General features: G+C 57.3%; 16 protein-coding genes. 11 read left to right on the forward strand and 5 right to left on the reverse strand.

Features of this window, described 5'->3' with window-relative positions:
- Positions 1 to 40: 40 nt before the first annotated feature.
- Positions 41 to 1,105: a LacI family DNA-binding transcriptional regulator gene (locus OZX72_RS08795; RefSeq protein WP_277158314.1), complete on the forward strand. Its 1,065-nt coding sequence runs from the start codon at positions 41 to 43 to the stop codon at positions 1,103 to 1,105.
- Between the two features lie 172 nt (positions 1,106 to 1,277).
- Positions 1,278 to 3,050 carry a glycoside hydrolase family 13 protein gene (locus tag OZX72_RS08800; protein WP_277158315.1) on the forward strand — a complete coding sequence of 591 codons (1,773 nt, stop codon included), beginning with the start codon at positions 1,278 to 1,280 and terminating at the stop codon, positions 3,048 to 3,050.
- A gap of 99 nt (positions 3,051 to 3,149) precedes the next feature.
- Here OZX72_RS08800 and OZX72_RS08805 read toward each other — a convergent pair whose 3' ends face one another.
- Positions 3,150 to 3,848 (reverse strand): histidine phosphatase family protein, encoded by a 699-nt coding sequence (locus OZX72_RS08805; protein WP_277158316.1) that lies wholly within the window; start codon positions 3,846 to 3,848, stop codon positions 3,150 to 3,152.
- Positions 3,849 to 3,935: 87 nt separating this feature from the next.
- On the reverse strand, positions 3,936 to 4,232 hold the full coding sequence (locus tag OZX72_RS08810; protein ID WP_277158317.1) for a hypothetical protein: 297 nt from the start codon (positions 4,230 to 4,232) through the stop codon (positions 3,936 to 3,938).
- Between OZX72_RS08810 and OZX72_RS08815 the strand changes: the two genes are divergently transcribed.
- The 7 genes from OZX72_RS08815 to OZX72_RS08845 all read left to right on the forward strand — a co-directional run bounded on the left by OZX72_RS08815 (position 4,231) and on the right by OZX72_RS08845 (position 11,689).
- Positions 4,231 to 4,530, forward strand: a complete 300-nt coding sequence (locus OZX72_RS08815; RefSeq protein WP_277158318.1) for a DUF4235 domain-containing protein — start codon at positions 4,231 to 4,233, stop codon at positions 4,528 to 4,530. The two genes, OZX72_RS08810 and OZX72_RS08815, sit on opposite strands and share 2 nt — an antisense overlap.
- 475 nt (positions 4,531 to 5,005) lie before the next feature.
- Entirely contained in the window at positions 5,006 to 6,094 is a 1,089-nt protein-coding gene (locus OZX72_RS08820) for an iron-siderophore ABC transporter substrate-binding protein (RefSeq protein ID WP_277158319.1), read from the forward strand.
- A 305-nt stretch (positions 6,095 to 6,399) separates the two neighbouring features.
- Positions 6,400 to 7,416, forward strand: a complete 1,017-nt coding sequence (locus OZX72_RS08825; protein ID WP_277158320.1) for an iron ABC transporter permease — start codon at positions 6,400 to 6,402, stop codon at positions 7,414 to 7,416.
- A 2-nt stretch (positions 7,417 to 7,418) separates the two neighbouring features.
- Positions 7,419 to 8,615, forward strand: coding sequence for an iron ABC transporter permease (locus OZX72_RS08830; RefSeq protein WP_277158321.1), 1,197 nt, complete (start codon positions 7,419 to 7,421; stop codon positions 8,613 to 8,615).
- A gap of 1 nt (position 8,616) precedes the next feature.
- Positions 8,617 to 9,501, forward strand: a complete 885-nt coding sequence (locus OZX72_RS08835) for an ABC transporter ATP-binding protein (protein ID WP_277158322.1) — start codon at positions 8,617 to 8,619, stop codon at positions 9,499 to 9,501.
- Between the two features lie 52 nt (positions 9,502 to 9,553).
- A complete protein-coding gene (locus OZX72_RS08840) occupies positions 9,554 to 10,570 on the forward strand; it encodes a siderophore-interacting protein (protein WP_277158323.1) in 1,017 nt (338 codons plus the stop codon).
- A 327-nt stretch (positions 10,571 to 10,897) separates the two neighbouring features.
- Positions 10,898 to 11,689, forward strand: a complete 792-nt coding sequence (locus tag OZX72_RS08845; RefSeq protein WP_277158324.1) for a nitroreductase family protein — start codon at positions 10,898 to 10,900, stop codon at positions 11,687 to 11,689.
- 305 nt (positions 11,690 to 11,994) lie between these two features.
- On the opposite strand, the gene OZX72_RS08850 is transcribed toward OZX72_RS08845, so the two are convergent.
- The 3 genes from OZX72_RS08850 to metG form a co-directional block, all read right to left on the reverse strand.
- Positions 11,995 to 12,261, reverse strand: coding sequence for a hypothetical protein (locus OZX72_RS08850; protein ID WP_277158325.1), 267 nt, complete (start codon positions 12,259 to 12,261; stop codon positions 11,995 to 11,997).
- Between the two features lie 132 nt (positions 12,262 to 12,393).
- A complete protein-coding gene (locus OZX72_RS08855) occupies positions 12,394 to 13,332 on the reverse strand; it encodes an aldo/keto reductase (RefSeq protein WP_277158326.1) in 939 nt (312 codons plus the stop codon).
- A 659-nt stretch (positions 13,333 to 13,991) separates the two neighbouring features.
- Positions 13,992 to 15,869, reverse strand: coding sequence for a methionine--tRNA ligase (gene metG, locus OZX72_RS08860; protein WP_277158327.1), 1,878 nt, complete (start codon positions 15,867 to 15,869; stop codon positions 13,992 to 13,994).
- Between the two features lie 203 nt (positions 15,870 to 16,072).
- On the opposite strand from metG, the gene OZX72_RS08865 reads away from it, so the two are divergent.
- The gene (locus OZX72_RS08865) at positions 16,073 to 16,966 is read left to right on the forward strand and encodes a hypothetical protein (RefSeq protein WP_277158328.1); all 894 of its coding nucleotides are present in this window, start codon (positions 16,073 to 16,075) and stop codon (positions 16,964 to 16,966) included.
- A gap of 223 nt (positions 16,967 to 17,189) precedes the next feature.
- The gene (locus OZX72_RS08870; RefSeq protein ID WP_277158329.1) at positions 17,190 to 19,010 is read left to right on the forward strand and encodes an MFS transporter; all 1,821 of its coding nucleotides are present in this window, start codon (positions 17,190 to 17,192) and stop codon (positions 19,008 to 19,010) included.
- Positions 19,011 to 19,071 lie beyond the last annotated feature (61 nt).

A 19,071-nucleotide genomic window follows, 5' to 3' on the forward strand; every position in this document is an offset into this window, starting at 1 on the left:
AGACGGTTGTAATTAAGTGCCAGTACGCACGGAGGCGAATATGGAAGCAGATATACAAACCGTAGCCGACAAGGCGGGTGTCTCTATTTCCACGGTTTCGCGAACATTTACCCGGCCTGATCTCGTTTCGGCGAAAACCCGCAAAAAGGTCATGGAAATTGCCGAAAATCTCGACTTCAGCGTTTCCCGTTCGGCTGCGTCTTTAAAAAGCGGACAATCATTCCGGGTCGCCTTACTGACCAATGACGGCATACCCACATGGTTCAATTCCCATATTTTCGCTGGCCTGGATTCGGTTCTGCACCCTGCCGGCTACGACATTTCCGTCTTCATACTCGCCAACATCAAAGAACGGCAGGCATTTTTCGAAAACCTTCCCGTCAGGCGCAATGTCGACGCCGTTGTGGTCAATTCATTCGATATCGACCCCTCTGAGGTCTCGCGTTTGGGAAGCATGCACGTTCCGGTCATCGGAATCAGCGTGCCTTCGAATAAAGGATTTGATGCCACGGTAAGCATCGACGATCGCAAAGCGATGCATATCGCCGTCAATCATCTGGCAGCCCTTGGCCACAAGGTTATCGGATATGTTGGCGAAACGGCAAACGGCAGCCACATGCATTACAGCACCGATTCGCGTTTACAAGGTTTTCAAGAGGCCTGCAAGGACCACCCTGACGTAATACCGCAAGTCATGCTGTTCAATCATGACGAAAATCTTATTGACGCCGCAATCAACGGAATCCTTACAGCCGACCCCGCTCCCACCGCTGTCTGCTTTGTCAAAGACGAAGTAGCTTTACCAGTACTGTATCGGATTCGGCGATTCGGCAGAGAAATACCACGAGATCTTTCGATAATTGGATTCGACGACGTGAATCTTTCAAAGCAAACCGGATTGACGACGTTGCATCAAGACCCATATCTCCTAGGGGCAACCGCGGCACGCAAGACTCTCGATGCGATGAATCAAGAGAAACGCTCTACCCAACCAGGAAAAGATACGCCTAAAGGCGACCAGCCCGGCGAAATCGACAATTCATACATCACTTTCCCAATCCAATTAATGCTACGCGACACAACCGCGACACCTAGAACGCGCTAAATCATTGGATGCGCCTATATCTGCTATATGCGATACACAGGCCATCTCGCGCAAGAGTCTATTATTGGATAACGAGGACATGAAAAAAAATTGAATGTTACGGTTTTATAAAATCTGAAAACGATAATGTATAACAACATTGCAATGGGAAGACCTTCAACGAAAGGAAATCATGACCGCTAACAACTCGCGCGACGACTGGTGGAAGCAGGCCGTCGTTTATCAGGTCTATCCGCGCAGCTTCAAGGACGTCAACGGCGACGGACTGGGCGACATCGCCGGTATCACCGAAAAGATAGGCTATCTGAAGACTCTGGGCGTGGACGCAATCTGGCTTTCGCCGTTCTATCCTTCCGAACTTGCCGACGGCGGCTATGACGTCATCGATTACCGCAACGTCGATCCGAGGCTCGGGACCATGGACGACTTCGATGCGATGGTTGCCGCGGCGCACGGTTCCGGACTCAAGGTCATCGTCGACATCGTGCCGAACCACACCTCCAACAAGCATCGTTTCTTTAAGGAAGCGCTCAAGGCCGGGCGTGGTTCGGCCGCCCGAGACCGCTATATCTTCCGCGAGGGACGCGGCAAGAACGGCGAACTGCCGCCCAACGACTGGCAGTCGCTCTTCGGTGGCCCGGCCTGGGAACGCGTCGACGACGGCCAGTGGTATTTCCACATCTTCGCCGTCGAGCAGCCCGACGTCAACTGGAAGAACCCGGATATCCACGAGGAATTCAAGGAAACGTTCCGCTTCTGGAGCGACCATGGCGTCGATGGATTCCGTATCGACGTGGCCCACGGCTTGGCCAAGGACTTCGATTCCAAGTCGCTGGAAGAACTGGGCGCGGAATTCAGCGTACAGGACCAAGAGAGCCATGACGGCAGCAGCCCAATGTGGGACCGACCGGAAGTCCACGACATTTACAAGGAATGGCGTCAGGTCTTCAACGAGTATAATCCGCCGCGTTTCGCCGTTGCGGAGGCTTGGGTGGTTCCCGAGCACCAACATCTTTACGCCTCGACCGACGAACTCGGGCAGGTCTTCAACTTCGAGTTCGCCAAGGCCGATTGGGACGTCGATCAAATGCGTACGGCCATCACGGAAGGGCTTGATTCCGCGGCCCGCACCAACGGTTCAACCTCCACTTGGGTAATGAGCAACCACGACATTCCGCGCAATGCCACGCGCTACGGGCTGCCTCAGATCCCGTCGACCGACAAGCACCAAATCGCCAAGGATTGGCTGTTGCGCGACGGCAAAACCTATTTCGAGGACCGCGCGCTCGGCACCCGTCGCGCTCGTGCCGCTGCCCTGCTGGAACTGGGTCTGCCGGGTTCCGCTTATATCTATCAAGGCGAAGAGCTGGGGCTTTTCGAGGTGCCGGATATCCCTTGGGACCGTTTGGAAGACCCGAACGCTTTCCGCACCAGCCAAGCCGCCAGCGACAAGGGCCGCGATGGTTGCCGCGTACCGCTGCCGTGGATCGCCGGAGATGAGCCAAAGCCCGCTAAATGGGATAAGAACTTCGGCGAAGGCGCGACGTTCGGCTTCTCCCCCGCCACGAAAACCGACGGGACTCCCGCTGCAGCTCCGCACCTCCCGCAGCCCTTGTGGTTCAAGGACTTTGCAGCGGACAAGGAAGCCACGGACCCGACCTCAATGCTGACGCTTTATCACGCAGCGCTCAAGGACCGTGCCGAACTGCTGACCGCCACCGGCGACCACGCGAGCCTCGATTGGCTCGACATGGGCGACGACGTCATCGCTTACACTCGTCCGGCAGTGTATCAAGGTTCTCAAGCCACGTTTGCGAGCGTTACCAACTTCGGCACGGCTCCCGTAGCCCTGCCGAAAGGCCGAATTCTGCTCACTTCCGCCGAACTTGCCGAAGACGGTGGCCTTCCGCAAGATGCGAGCGCCTGGCTTCTGCTCGATAAGTAAGACCTAAAACCAAATAAAACAAGAAGTGTCTGAAACCCTATATATTGCAAGGTTTCAGGCACTTCTCTATTCCTTCTCAGCACGTGAATTTCATGCATCTCACACGTTCCAGCGGACGATGACCGGGTCGTTTTTGTAATAGCCGAGCACCGAATGATGGGCCGTGTCGAAGCGCAGAAGACGGCCCGCGTGTGGGTCGGCGCGTAGCCATTGTGTGGTAAGGATTCGCAGGATATGCGCGTGCGCGACGAGCAGGACGTTGTGACCGGCGAGGATCAGCGGCGTCACCTGTTCGATAACGCGACGAGCGCGAACAGCGGCCGCCTCGACGGTTTCACCGGTACCACTATGAACATTCACCTTTTCGTTGCTGGGAAGCGTGCAGACCCAATCACCCTGCAGGGAAGACGGCAGCATTTCGGGACCTTCGTCCCATACGCACCAATCGTGCCCCAACGCGGCGCTGACCTCCTCACGCTCGCGGCCTTCGGCGGGGCCATAATCCCACTCCATCAAATCATCAAGGGTTTCAAAATCGGAATATCCAGCCAATTGCGCGGTTTCGCTGGCACGATGCAGCGGACTGCAGAAAATGTGTCCGCGCCCGAAACCATCGGGAAACGCCTCACGCAATCGTTTGCCGCCAGCCAAGGCCTGTCGCCGGCCTTCCGCGTTCAACGGCACATCCGTCCAACCCGTATACCGTCCGCTCAGACTCCACGCGGTCTGTCCGTGACGCATCAATACCAAGTAACCAGGTTTCGAGGCTCCTTCGCCCGAAGTAAGATAATTAGTCATACCGCCACTCTAACGCAGGCCCGGAAGAGGCGCAAAATCAATCAGCCATCGTCAAAGGATTCGGCGTCAGGGACAGTGCCGCGTCTATTATGGAAAGATGCACGCAAGACACAGCAAAACAGCGATAAGGGAAGCCGACAAGGCAAACTCGCGAAATCCCGGCACGCCCGCATGGGATTCGTTCATGCCGTCGAAGCCATCCGAACCTTCCAGACTTTCCGCGTCTTCGGCACCGTCCGCATCTTCCACGCCCACTCCGTCTCCGTCTTCATACCAGTCCGCACCCTCAGCCATACCAACTTCATACGAATCTTCACCTTCGTCCTCATCTGCCGACCATATCGTCGAAAGCCTCCATCGTGTCGACCAGAAAGTAGAAACCATGCGCCAAAATCGCCTGCAAGACCCCGATACCTTGGGTGACAAAATCTTTAAAATCGTCCTGCCGACCGTTCTGGGAGCGTTGGCTGGCAAAGTGTTCAAAACCGTTTGGGACAGCCAAGTTACCAACAGGCACGCTTCGGCCGGGAATGGGGCCGAAGAAGCCCAGCAGCAAGGTTTCATCGCTAGCGTCATTTTCGCGGCGGCCTCGGCAGCGTTCGGCTCCATCATCTCCACGCTCGGCACGCGCGGTTCAAACGCGCTGGTGACCCGCCGTCAGAACCGACGCAGCGGAAAATAGCCGGAATCGGCAGGCTGGTCGCCCTCGTAGGTATCGCCGGCCCTTCCCACCTTGCTTTTCGTACGGGAATTACCGACGCCATGAGCCGATCCTGGGATAGCCCTTCTAAAGCGACAATCACCATCGACTAACTGTCGCTTTTTACTTGCTTGTTGGGGATAGCTATGTAAAAAATGACATTTACGGCCTCTATTAGTCACTTTTTGCACAGAACCAGTTAGCAAGCACGTAAAAGGTGTCAAATATAGCGACAACGAATAACAACGAAGTAGATGCCGATATCACATTTGTCGTATTACATGGAACAGAAAATCGTCGGCATGTTCACAAAGCCCAGCGTAATTGGTGGAGTAGCACAAAACTACTAGAAAAACAAGTCTTTTGCTTTGCCATTATCGCTGTTACATTGCTTTATACGTAGCAGTTTTCCGGCATCGCTTCTGTTTACGCGCCGCCCGACAGACAAGGAGACTTCGTGTCAAATCCAACATTTTCCAAATTCCGGCGGCCGCTGACCCGTTGCATCGCCGCAATCGCAGCCGTGGCTTCGCTCGCAGCATTCGCCGCATGCGGGTCGCCGTCGAACAAAGCCAGCGGAAACAACGACTCGGCGACTTCGTCGTCTCAATCCAGCAAAAACCAAGGGTTCCCCGTGTCCATCAAGCACGTCTACGGCACCACCACCATCAAGGCCAAGCCCAAGCGCGTGGCCACGGTGGGCTGGGGCAGCTTCGACAACCTCATCGCCCTGGGCGTTGTGCCGGTGAGCATCGAGAAGAACACCTACGGCAAAACCGTGCACGGCGGCTTCCTGCCTTGGACCTACGACGCATTGAAGAAAATGGGTGTGAAGGACGCCGACATGCCGCAGCTGCACGACGAATCCGATGGCATCGACGCCGAGGCCATCGCCGCCGCAAAGCCCGACCTCATCATCGGTTTGCAGTCTGGCATGACTCGCAAGGATTATGACACCCTCAGCAAGATCGCGCCGACCATTGCCTACCAGAAGGTTTCGTGGGGCGACCCGTGGCGTGGCATGATCAAGACGACCGCACAGGCTCTCGGCGAGCCGGCAAAGGGCGACAAACTTATCTCCAGCCTTGAAGCACAGCTCAAATCGGATGCGGCAAAATACCCGCAAATCGCTGGCAAAACCGCTGCGGTGATGTCGTTCGATGCCTCCAAGCTCTCCAGCTTCAGCGTCTACACCACCACCGACGTGCGCCCCCAGCTCCTGAACGACCTCGGGATGAAGACGCCGGAATCCGTAATCAAGCTTTCGCGCGGCACCGATAAGTTCTACAAGGACGTCTCCGCCGAAAACGCTGACCAGTTCAAGGACGTCGACGTCATCGTCACCTACGGCACCGCCGACACCCTCGCCGCGATGCAGAAGGACCCGCTGCTTTCCAAGATTCCGGCGGTCAAGCGCGGTTCCGTGGTCGTCATCGACAACAACAGCGACATGGCCAATGCACTGGACCCGACCGCTCTTTCCATCCCGAAGATGGATGGCGAATACACCAAGATGCTCGGTGAGGCCGCCGCAAAGGTGAAGTAGGCAGTGGTGGGCGGGCGCGACCGCCCTTTGTCCCGCCACCGACTGACACCAGTAGCGATGCAGGAGACGACACTGGCGGCAATACCAGGGACGGCACCGGCTGCGGCACCAGTTGCGGCACAAGGCCGACAGCAATAACGACAACATTCATTGGTGTCGGCCTTTGTCACTTCTTGTCAGCCAACGACAGCCAGTTTCGTAACAGCCAGCCTTCAACAATGGCCGCCAACAATAAACGGATTATCGCCGACCATCACCAACCAGCCAACAACCCTTAACCACCAAGCCAACAGAAGAACTCAGCCATGACCGCAACCAAAGAACATACGCGCCGCATATCGCCAGCGTTGCTTTATGCGTTGCTGGTCGTTGGGACCATCATTATGGCGATGCTTTCGGTCATGTTCGGCTCACGGATCGTGGCTCCCAGCGATGTGGTGCGGGGGTTGACATCAGGCGCAAGCGACATCGCCGCGTCGGCGGTGCGTACCAGGATTCCGCGCACCGTACTCGGCATCCTCATCGGAGCGGCACTTGCGATGGCCGGCGCACTGATGCAAGGGGTCTCTCGCAATCCGCTGGCCGATCCTTCGCTGCTGGGGCTCAATACGGGTGCGGCGTTCGCCATCGTCATCGCTATCACCTTCTTCAATCTCGCGACACCTGCTTCTTACGTATGGATCGCCTTGGTGGGTTCGGCCGCCACTGCCGCCCTAGTCTGGGCAGTCGGTTCCATCGGCCGTTTCGGCGCCACGCCGCTCAAACTCACGTTGGCCGGAGCCGTCTTGAGTTCGGTGCTCAGTTCGCTTACCAGCGCCCTTCTGCTGCCCCGCGCACAGAATATGGCGACGTATCGCTTCTGGGAGGTAGGCGGAATTTCCGGCGCACGGTTCAACCTGATGCTACCGATCCTGCCGTTGTTCGCGCTCGGATTCATCATCGCATTCGCCATCGCGCCTTCGCTCAACGCCTTGGCCTTGGGCGACGAGATGGCGGTAGGGCTGGGCACCAGGCTCACCTTGGTACGCGTGATCGCGTGGACGGGTGCCGTACTGCTCTGTTCGAGCGCCACGGCGCTGGCCGGGCCGATCGGCTTTGTCGGTTTGGTCATTCCCCATGCCGCGCGTCTTCTCGTGGGATCGGATTATCGCCGCATCATGCCGTTATGCGCCTTTATGGGGCCGTTGCTGCTGCTTGCGGCCGATGTGATCGGCAGGGTCGTCACCAGGCCGGCCGACGTTGAGGTCGGCATCGTCACCGCCATCATCGGCGCCCCGATTTTCCTAGTGCTTATCCGTCGACGCAAGGTGAGTGAGGTGTGAATATGACCATCTCATCATCTTCACCCGCTTCATCAGCGCAAATCGAATCCGCCCAAACTCACCAAATCGCGAGCGCCCGCCAAGTCTCTGATAACGAAAACTCCATCGACGAAATCACTTCCCTATCCCCGGAAACAACAGGCACTCGGGCAGAACAGGAACGCGAGCTTCGAGCTCGCCTGCGACGCACACGACGCCATGACCAGCTCCGTTCAGCCTCGGTGACGGCCGCGCTGACACTCGGGCTGTTGGCACTGTTTTACGCCGACCTCGCCTTCGGCCATGAAGTCTATTCGTTCTCCGATATCACCTCCGTCATCGCGGGAATATTCGACGGAGAAACCATCCCCGGTCTAAGCTTCGCCATCGGCGAGCTGCGCATGCCACGGGTCATCATCGGAGCGCTGTGCGGCATCGCGTTCGGTATGGCCGGAGCCAGCTTCCAGCACTTGCTGCGCAACATGATGGCCAGCCCCGATATTATCGGCATCACCACAGGAGCCAATACGGCGGCAGTGTTCGGCATCGTCGTCCTCGGACTTTCCGACATCCGCCTTTCCGCGTTCGCGCTCTTAGGCGGATTGGCGACAGCAACGCTGGTCATTTGGCTTTCGTGGGATCACGGTCCGAATATCAGCAAACTCATCCTCATGGGCATCGGCCTGGCCGCAGCGCTCAACGCCCTGACTTCCTGGATTCTCATCCGTGCCGACCAGTGGGATATGCAGACGGCCCAGCGCTGGCTCACCGGTTCCTTAAGCGATGCCGCATGGTCGCAAGTCATGCCTATCACCGCCATCGTCGTGGTCTCCGGCCTGCTGCTCATAGCGCTGAACCGTCATGCCGATATGCTGCGTTTCGGCTCGAGCATGGCCACCGGTCTCGGCGTTCGCGTCGCCCCCACGCAAATCGCCGTGCTGCTGCTTGCCGTCATCCTACTTTCCGCGGCCACCGCCACCAGCGGGCCCATCGCCTTTGTCTCTTTCCTTGCCGGCCCCATTGCCTTCCGCCTGTGCGGCCCCAACAAGCCAGCCATCGGTCGGGCGGGGCTGGTGGGTGCGTGCTTGGTGCTCGCTTCGGATATCGTGGCACAGCACCTGCCCCAAGCCCACGTCCCGGTTGGCGTGGTCACCAGTCTTATCGGCGGGCCGATTCTGGTAATCCTGATGATTCGCATGGCCTGTACGAAAGAGGTCTGATATGGCAACGCTCACCAGTCACGACGCCGACCACCACCATCCGGCGCATACGTTCCAGGCTCAGCACGTCGCGCTTTCCTACGAAGGTCGCCAGGTCGTCGCCGACCTGTCCCTTGACATACCCGCCCACCAGGTCGGCATCATCATCGGACCGAACGGCTGCTGCAAATCGACGCTGCTCAAGGCGCTGGCACGCCTCATCAAACCCGACAAAGGCTCGATTCTGCTTGACGGCAAGCCGCTGGGTGACATGCCCACACGTGAAGTGGCCACCAAAGTCGGACTGCTGCCGCAATCCCCTATCGCACCTGCCGGCATCACCATCGCCGATCTGGTCACTCGCGGCCGTTACCCCTACCACGGCTTTGCCGGCGGCTGGAACGCCGACGACGAGGAGGCCGTCGCCCACGCATTGGCCGTCACCGGCCTTGCGGACTTGGCGGAACGGCCTATCGATTCCGTCTCCGGCGGCCAACGGCAGCGCGCCTGGATCGCCTTGGCGCTGGCGCAGGAGACCGATATTTTACTGCTGGACGAGCCGACCACCTACCTTGACATCGCCTATCAGGTCGAGGTGCTCGACCTCTTAAGCTACCTCAACGCCGAAGAGGGAGTCACCGTGGTCATGGTGCTGCACGACCTCAATCTCGCGGCACGCTATGCCGACTGGATGGTCGCGATGAAGCATGGCAAGATCCGGGCCCAGGGCACCCCGCAAGAGGTACTCACCGAATCGCTGTTGCATAACGTCTTCGGCCTCGATGCCACTATCGCCGCCGAACCCGGCACCGAGCTGCCGATGGTGGTACCGGACAAATCGCACTCGCTGCGCGCCCAACGCGACCGGCGTCTTTTCCGACCCGCAGGTCTCGTCGATGGCTGCTGACACCAACAAGACCGGCGCTATGATGCCGCCAAATTCAAGAAATCCGATACCAATGCAAGCACAGCCATCAGAACCGACACAAAACCAACCGCAGCTTGAGGAACCAACACAAAACCAACAGACGACCCAGGAACCTGCGTTCCAGCCGTATCTGGTTCATGTCGCCCGCAAGAAGCGGCTCTCACCTCACTTCATGCGTATCGTGTTCACCGGCGACGAGCTCAACCACTTCGGCGATGACGTCTACGACCAGCGCATCAAAGTGATGCTGCCAATGACGCGCACCCACGGCCCCGCCCAGCCTTTATGGGCCGACCCGCTGCTCTTCAACCACGAATCGATTGCACGCAGCGGCTGGTGGGAACAATGGCGGGCGCTGCCGCCGGATTGCCGCAATGTCTTCCGCACCTACACCGTCCGAGCCGTGAATCAAAAGTCACGGGAAGTGACTGTAGATTTCGTATTACATAACGATGCCGGCCCCGCAGGAACCTTCGCCGCCACCTGCCGACCCGGCGATATCGCGACGCTTATCGGCCCCAATGCACGTTCGCAGGACTCCGCAATCGGCATCGATTTCCACCCCGGCGCCGCCGATTCGGCTCTGCTCATCGGCGACGAGACAGCGGTTCCGGCCATATCGTCCATTCTGGAAAGCCTCGTCCGCGACTCATGGAGGGGAACGACGGAAGTCTTCGTCGAGGTGCCGTCGGTCAACGATTTCCTCAGCCTCGTCTGCCCAGAACACACGGAAATCCACTGGATCGCTCGCAACGATGCACCGCGCGGGCAACGCTTGCATTCAGCACTGGTAGCGGAGCATACGACATATACGACCTATACAACACATACGGCGACGGAAGCGGAAAACGTTGCTCCCCAACCCGCACCATTACCTTCAACGTCGCAAAACAGGAAAGCGGACGATACCCTACCCGCCTACTGCTGGATCGCCGGCGAATCCTCGTTCGTGCGCGATACACGACGAATGCTGGTCAATAATTTCGGCGTTGCCAAGGACCGTATATCATTCATGGGCTATTGGCGCGAAGGAAAATCGGAATTGTGACCGTATCTTCGACTCAAGCGTCTTACCTCCTATAACGACACTCATTCGGCTTCACATTTCCGCTTTATTCGATGCAAATTGTGCGCCAACTGTCATTTTTTATTCACTTGCTCGGGACGTTCATGTAAAACATGACATTTACATCATCTATCTGCCACTTTTTACATGGACACTGGCAGCAAGCATATAATTGGTGACAAATAGGCAGTAAACAACAGATAGACAGATGCAGAAGCCTACGAAATAGATACGAAAATCACATCTGCCGCATTACCCAGAGCGGAAAATCGCCGACTCTGCTTCTCCCCTGTTTGACAGAATATAGTTATGACTGAAACTCAACATAACCTTCGTACCAACGAAACTATCGAAACTCTACTCAACCGCCGCTCAATCCGCAAATTCAAGCCGGAAGCCATCGACGAGCAGACCGTCGCCACGCTGGAAACCGTGGCACAGCATGCCGCCTCCAGCCAGTATCTGCAGGACTGGTCGGCCGTGCGCGTCGAGGACCAGGCCCTCAAGGACGCCATCGCCGAAATCTGCTGCCAGACCTACGTGGCCGAAGCACCGCTGCTTTATATCTTCATCGCTGACGAGCACCGTAACGCCGCCGTCGCCGAGCGCAAGGGCGTCAAGGTCCATTCCGACGAATTCACATTGAATTCCAGCTATCGCTTCACCCAGGCGCAGAATGACGCCGTGCTTGCGCTACACGCGATGGAAACTGCCGCGTTTTCGCTGGACTTGGGCTGCGTGATCCTCGGCTCCGTTTTGAACGACCCGCGCAAGCTCATCGAGCTGCTGCACCTGCCCGAATTCACCTACCCCGTGCTCGGCCTCGCCATCGGCAAGCCCGACCAGTCGCCGGCACTGAAGCCACGTATGGAGCGCGACGACCAGTTCTTCGCCGATCGCTACCCTGCCGACGACACGGAACTGCTTCACGGACTCGACGCCTTCGATGACAGCGTCCACAAGTATTACGATTTGCGCAACACCTCGCGCCCGGTCGATGCCTTCAGCGACCAAATCGCCAACAATGCCGTCGACACCGGCGTCTTCAGCCGCTCCGTCAAACCGGTTGCCGAAGACCAAGGCTTCCGTTTCGACCGCTAAGTTGCGTTAACTCGCGTAAGGTGCACTTTCTCCGCATCAATACCCGAAAAGTGCACCTTGCGACCTGCTACCCGCACCTTTTAGAAACCATTGTCAGAAAAGTGCACCTTGCAGACCGCTACCAGCACTTCTTACGCATCACTGCCAAAAACATGCACCTTACGCAAACCTACGCGCATGTTTTTGACGCTACTGTCTAAAACATGCACTCTACAACCCACTATTCGCACCTTTCAGGCATCACCACCAGAAAAGTGCACTTTAGAAACGGGCTCACGAACATCACGAATACTAAGAAGAACCGCTTACCGCCGTCTCGGCTTGAAACCGCGCTTGCGGGAGTGGGGCCGTTTGCGCTGGGCAGCCGCTTGGGCACTTATACCGCGCAGAAACTGCTCCTCTTTCGGGTCGTGGTGGGTCAGATGCCAGCCGCCGCAGTATTCGCACCGATACACCCACAGCTCGGCATCGCGCTCGATGAAGGCCTGTCGGGCGGCGCGCTCGGCCTGGGCCTTATCGTGGTAGATGATCTTGCGCGAGCTGGCGCAACGTTTCGGGGTGAAGTAGTGCACGCCCCTACCCTAGCAATGCGGGATTACAGCAGACTGACCGGTTTCTTGCAGTAAGCCACGCGTATGCAAGAAACCGGTCACCTAGCAGAAGCAGATGAACGGTTTCGCAAATCAGGTTGACGGTCGGTTACTTTACGGCAGATCGTTTCCGGCGGCGACGTAGAGGTCGTACCATTCCTGAGCGGTGATCTCGACATCCGCACCGGCCATCATTTCCTTGAGACGGCTCGGGGTCATCGAACCCAGCAGCACCTGCATCTTGGCTGGGTGACGCAGAATCCATGCCACGGCGATCGCGTTCTTGGTGACGCCATGCGCATCGGCGACGCGTTGCAAGGCCTCGTTGAGCTCAGGGAACTTCGGGTTGTCGGTGAACACACCCTCGAAGAAACCGAACTGGAACGGGCTCCACGCCTGAATGGTCATCTTCTTCAAGCGCGAGTAGCTAATCAGCCCGCCGTCGTGGTCGACGCTCGCCGTATCCTGCATGTTGACGTGAATCTCCTGCTGCACCATGCCGGTGTGCCCCAGCCCGAATTGCAACTGGTTGATTTCCAACTTTTGGTCCAGCGCGCTCTGCAGCATCTCGACCTGCATCGGGTTGACATTGCTCACGCCGAAATGACGCACCTTGCCGCTCGATTGCAGCTCGTTGAACGTTTCCGCCAGTTCATCGAGCTCGACGAGCGTATCAGGGCGATGCAGGAGCACGAAATCGACATAATCGGTCTGCAGGTTTTTCAGTTCGCTGTCAAGCGCGGCGAGGAGATGAGCCTTGGAGAAGTTGTAACGGGTGATATCATCGCTCTTCGGATCGCGGTAAATGCCGAACTTTGTCTGTACATAAATCTTGCTGCGGTCCACGCCGACGTCCTTGAGCGCTTGGCCAAGCCGTCTGCTGCTCTCGCCGGCCGTATAGCAGTCTGCGGTATCGAAGAAATTCACGCCGTCATCCAGCACAGTTTGCACGATTTCGCGCGCCTCGTCAGGGCTTTTGGCATTCATTCGCATCGCGCCGAGGGCCACGCGCGAGGCTTTCACGCCCGACGTTCCGAGTTCGCTATATTTCATTATTCGCACCTTCCTTGGTATTTAGCCGATAATCCCAGTCTAGAGCGCGACCGCGAAATACCGTGGCCTAAAAATACTCGTTCATTGCCACAACAGCATTCCCCAACCGTTCACGGCGAAACATTGGTGAGTCGAGCTTAGAAAAAGAGATGCCCGGCGGAGAGAAAGCCGCCGGGCGAGAGAAGAGAGAAGAAGGTTCAATTATGGGATTCAAAGAAGAATCTCGCCAGCGGTTTAACTGCTGACATCTTTAATATAACAGCATCTTCCTTGGAGAAACGATATGTGATACTCAAAGAAGTCTGTGAAATTTGTAATTATCTTGTAAAGATAGGGCAAAATGTGTGACAGGGCACACATTTTCATGCCCAATGGTAAACAAACCAACCGTCAATAAACAACAAACAGGTCATGACTCCCGGTTTTCAGCAAAGACTCATGCCCTCATCAAAGCTCAGCTCAAAGCACAAACCTGGCAGATACCGAGTCCCGCATAAGATACCACAGCTCGATGCAATGCCACAACCAGATACGACATCGCGACTACCTCATACGAAAAAACGCTTTGGCCCCACCGCAAAACCGTTGCGGCAGGACCAAAGCGCTGCAGAGATATATTCGTGATTTCACTCGCTTACCTAGAAGGCAGCGCTAAGATATCACTTGTCTTTTTCTTCTTCGGCGAGCTTTTCCTTGGCTTCTTCCAGACGCTTGGCCTCGGCCTCCTTGCGGGCCTCCAGGTCGGCTTCGAAGCGGGTCAGCTCCTCGGTGACGGCCTCTTTCGGAATCTTCTGAAAGATAGGAGACGGCTTAGGAACCGGAGTGCCAGCGATAAGGGGCTCGCTCTGCCACGGATGGACGGTGCGACCGAGCTCGTAGTCACCGGTGATGATCGGATACTTGAAACCGGGCTTATCAAGGTCCTCAACCTCTTCGATATGCGGAAGCGGCGAGAACGTGCCGACGCCGCCAAGCGCCTCCCAAACCTTCTGCGCGGACTGCGGCAGGAAGGGGGCGAGAAGATGGTTCGCGTCGGAGACGGCCTGTGCGCAGATGTGCAGCACGGTGCCGAGACGCTTCGAATCGTCCTTGATCTTCCATGGTTCGACCGCGGAGATGTACTTGTTGATGTCGCCGACGACCTTCATGGCTTCGTTGAGGGCGTTCTTCTGGTGATGGTGATCGATGAGCCCACCAACCGTGTCGAACGCGGTGGCCGTCTCTTCGAGCAGCGCACGGTCCTCGGCAGTCATGGAATCCTCGTCGAGTTCCGGAATCTCGCCGAAGTTCTTGTACATGAGGTTGGCGACGCGGTTGACGAGGTTGCCCCAACTGGCGGCAAGCTCCTCGTTGTTGTGACGCACAAACTCAGACCAGGTGAAATCAGCGTCGGAAGTCTCAGGGCCGGCCACGGAAATGTAGTAGCGCACGGCGTCAACCGGGTACCGCGCCAGAATGTCTTTAACATAGATGACGATGCCACGCGAGGAGCTGAACTTCTTGCCCTCCATCGTCATGAACTCGCTGGCCACGACCTGCTCGGGCAGGTTGAGCTTGCCGTATTCACCGGGTTCGCCGCCCTTGGAGCCTTCGCCGTTGTAAGCGAGTATCTCGGAGGGCCAAATCTGGGAGTGGAAGGTGATGTTGTCTTTGCCCATGAAATAGTAGGCCGGGGACTTCGGATCGTTCCACCAACGCTTCCACGCGTCGGGCTCACCCTTGCGACGAGCCCACTCGATGGAAGCGGACAAGTAGCCGATAACCGCATCGAACCAGACATAAAGTTTCTTGTTGGGATTGTCAATCCAGCCGTCGACCGGCACAGGAATGCCCCAGTCAATGTCACGCGTGATGGCGCGCGGCTTGACCTCTTTAAAGAGGCCGAGCGAGAAGTTGATGACGTTGGTACGCCAGCCCTTACGGGTCTTCAGCCATGCAAGGTTCGCCTCAGCGAGCGCCGGGAGGTCGAGGAAGAAGTGTTCTGTTTCCTTGAATTCCGGCTTCTCACCGTTGATTTTGGAAACGGGGTTGATCAGCTCGTCAGGGTCGAGCTCGTTGCCGCAGTTATCGCACTGGTCGCCGCGAGCGCCGTCGGCCCCGCAGATCGGGCAAGTGCCTTCGATATAACGATCAGGCAGAGTACGACCGGTGGAAGGCGAAATCGCAACCTTCTGCGTACCCTTATATATGTACCCGTTCTTGAGGCACTGCTTGAACATCTCCTGGACGACATGTTCGTGGTTGCCCGTTGTGGTGCGGGTGAAAAGGTCGTAGCTCAGGCCGAGGTCGCAAAGATCCTTGGCGATGACGCGGTTGTAGCGGTTGGCCAGTTCCTGCGGGCTCACGCCTTCCTTGTCAGCCTCGACCAGAATCGGGGTGCCGTGCTCGTCGGTGCCGGAAACCATCAGGACATCGTTGCCCTTCATACGTTCGTAGCGCGCGTACACGTCGGAAGGCACGCCGAAACCGGCCACGTGTCCGATATGGCGAGGGCCGTTCGCGTACGGCCATGCAACGTTCACCAAAATATGAGTCATAACTACCGATTATTGGGCGCAGCGGGGACAGCAGCGGGCTTTTTGAAAAAGACCGCCAATGGAATCGAGGCAACGGGCCCAACGAAACCACTTGTTGACCGTGTCGTCCACAATTTTCGAAGGCGGACCGCCAGTTATGCACATATCCACTTTTTGCGATTTTCGATTTGCAATACCAAAATGGCCTATCTATATTGCTGACCATGAACACTGCAACCATAACCACACAGCACATCATCCGCTCTTCTACCCGCAAGGTCACAGGCCAAAGCGAATACACCGGCACCGGCCGACCACCGCCGTCGCGCGCGGCAAAACCAGTGACGCAAAAAGGCAGAAGCAGCGGCCGACCCGGCGTTCTCGGTCGTAAACAACGCAATCGCAAGCCGAAAACCCTCAAAGACGAGGGCAAGAAAGACATGCGCGGTGAAGAAGAACGGTTCGAGGAGAATGTCCCGAACCTCGCTGAAGGCAGCATTTCGGCAAACACCAGCACGAACGTCGGCAACGTCACCACAACCGTGGTACCGACACCCGTAAACCGCACCATGCCAATGCTGATGAGCAACCGCGATCTGCCCGGGCCGTTGAGCATGAACCGGCTCGACGATTTCGGTGCGGTGCATCGTCTCGACGATATCAACGCGTATCTCGCCGAATACTCCGACACGCTTTTCGGCCGCGGCATCATCATGACCAAAGTCGTGCCAAGACCGTCGATTGCCTGCGGTCGCACCGCGCTGTGGGTATGGATGGGCGGCACATTCCCCGACGCCATCGACATCATTTCGGCTTCGCACTTCCGTTCGATGACCTACGGGCGACCGATCAAAACCTACGACCGCATCGTCCCTGAAGGGCAAATGAGCTCCATCGCCGGGCTGAAAGTGACCTCTCCGACCAGGACGGCCTGCGACATCGCACTGACGAGCCCCGCCACCATACCCGACAAACGGCGGGCGGAACTGACTTGCGCAATCGTGCAGGAATACCATATCGACCCCGCCGAGTGCTTAGAAATACTGGACAAGAACCATTTCTGGCCGAACGTACCGCAAGCGCGCCAATTCTTCAAAGCCGTTCAATACTGCTTCTGAACGTTGCACACGGCGCAACGGGAAAATACGACCGGTTTTTAACTTCCGGCTTGCGTTGCTCAAGAAAACGGCCGCTAAACGAATCTCAATAAAGGGAAATTGATAACACAAAATTCGACAATTAAGCCCACCAATAAAATTAAAAGAGTAAGGAGTTATTATGGTGTAATTGCGCTACGCCCATAAGACGAGCTACATTGCGCGTTGAAAGGACAAATTCGTCATGTCATCACCAGCCAATCAGGGGCAAAACCGCGATTCTGAGGGCTCAGGACAGAACCAGCACGGGGTGCATCCAATCCAAAGCGTCAAAAATGTAATGCATATCGGAGCGAGTTCTACACACGATGGTTCCGAGAAGGCCAACTCGTCGAATGCGGCCGAATCCGACGAACCGAAAATGCAGAAAATCCACGTCCGCCGCCAGTTCCTGCGCACCAAAGACGTCACCGTCGTCGAGGAAAAAACGCTGAAACAGGCCATCGCCGGCACCGTGGTCGGCAACTTCATGGAATGGTACGACTTCGGCATTTATGGCTACCTCGCGGTAACGATGGCCAGCGTTTTCACCAGTGGACTGCCGAAGAGCATGAGCCTGATCGTAATGCTGCTGGGCTTTGCCGTGAGCTTCCTCGTCCGGCCTTTGGGCGGTATCGTTTTGGGCCCGCTCGGCGATCGCGTGGGCCGGCAGAAGGTGCTGTTCCTGACGATGGGCATGATGGTAGTCTCCACCGCGCTTATCGGCATCCTGCCAACCAGCAAACAAATCGGTGTCTGGGCCATCGTCCCGCTATACGCGCTGCAGATGGTACAGGGCTTCTCCACCGGCGGCGAATACTCCGGCGCGACCACCTATATTTCAGAGTTTTCTCCCGACCGCAAGCGCGGTTTCTACAGCGCCTGGCTTGACATGGGCTCCTACATCGGCTCAGCGTTCGGCGCCGCGATGGTGGCCATTACCACGACCATCGCCGAAAACGGCTGGGGTGCGAACGCCATGGTCAATGGCGGCTGGCGCATTCCCTATCTTCTGACTATTCCGCTGGGCATTCTGGCAATGGCACTGCGTACCCACATTCCCGAAACCCCGCAGTTCGCCGCGCACCAGCAGCGTCAAGAGGAGGAGCAAGAGCATTGGTCACACGAGGCGCGCGAAGCCGCGTGGAGGCAGGAATCGCCGTGGGACCGTCCCGGCACAATGCTTTACGTCATCAAGCGCCACTGGCGTCGTCTGCTGATCGCCGTGGCCATCGTCGCGGCCACGAACACCGCCGGCTACGTGCTCACCAGCTACATGCCGACCTATCTGCGCGAGGAAGTCGGCACGACCCCGACCATGGCCGCTGCCGCAACCGTTCCGGTGCTCATCATCATGGCGCTGTGCCTGCCGCTCATCGGCCATCTTTCTGACATCATCGGGCGCAAGCCTATCTATGGCATTGCGGTGCTCTCGACGTTCATCCTGGTCTATCCGGCGTTCCAGCTGCTGCACCACGGCACGTTCTGGACCATCCAGGCCGCGCTGGCGATGATCGCCGTGCCCGTAGCCTTCTATGCAGGTGTCTCCGCAAGTACGCTCCCGGCGCTTTTCCCGACCGAATCGCGCTTCTCCGGCATGGGCCTTTCCTACAACTTCGCGGTTTCCCTGTTCGGCGGCACCACACCGCTGGTCTCGCAAGCGCTGATCACCTTTACCGGCAACCACGACGCCCCCGGCTTCTATATCATGTTCTTCGCCATTTTCAGCGGCATTGCCGCCATCGTCATGCGCGAATCCTCCAAATCACCGCTGCCCGGCTCAATGCCGACAGTAGGCAGCGAAGAGGAAGCACGCGAATTGGTCCTGACGCAGGAGCAGAACCCGAACCTCGACACCAGCACCATGCCGATGCCGATGATCACGGTGGAAATTCCGGTGGGCCAGACGCTTCCGCAACGTCCGGAAAACATCAAACCGGTCGTGCACAAAGATCCCAAGCCGGATTCTCAGGATACCGAATCCAAGCCGAATGAACCCGACGGCAAACAATCCAACAAGAAATGAAATAAGGGATTATTGCAGAGCCATTGATCCATCGATGCGAAAAGCCGTTCACTGCGATAAG

Origin of the sequence: Bifidobacterium sp. ESL0769 (assembly GCF_029395495.1) — a bacterium.
In the GTDB taxonomy this organism is placed as follows: Bacteria; Actinomycetota; Actinomycetes; order Actinomycetales; family Bifidobacteriaceae; genus Bifidobacterium.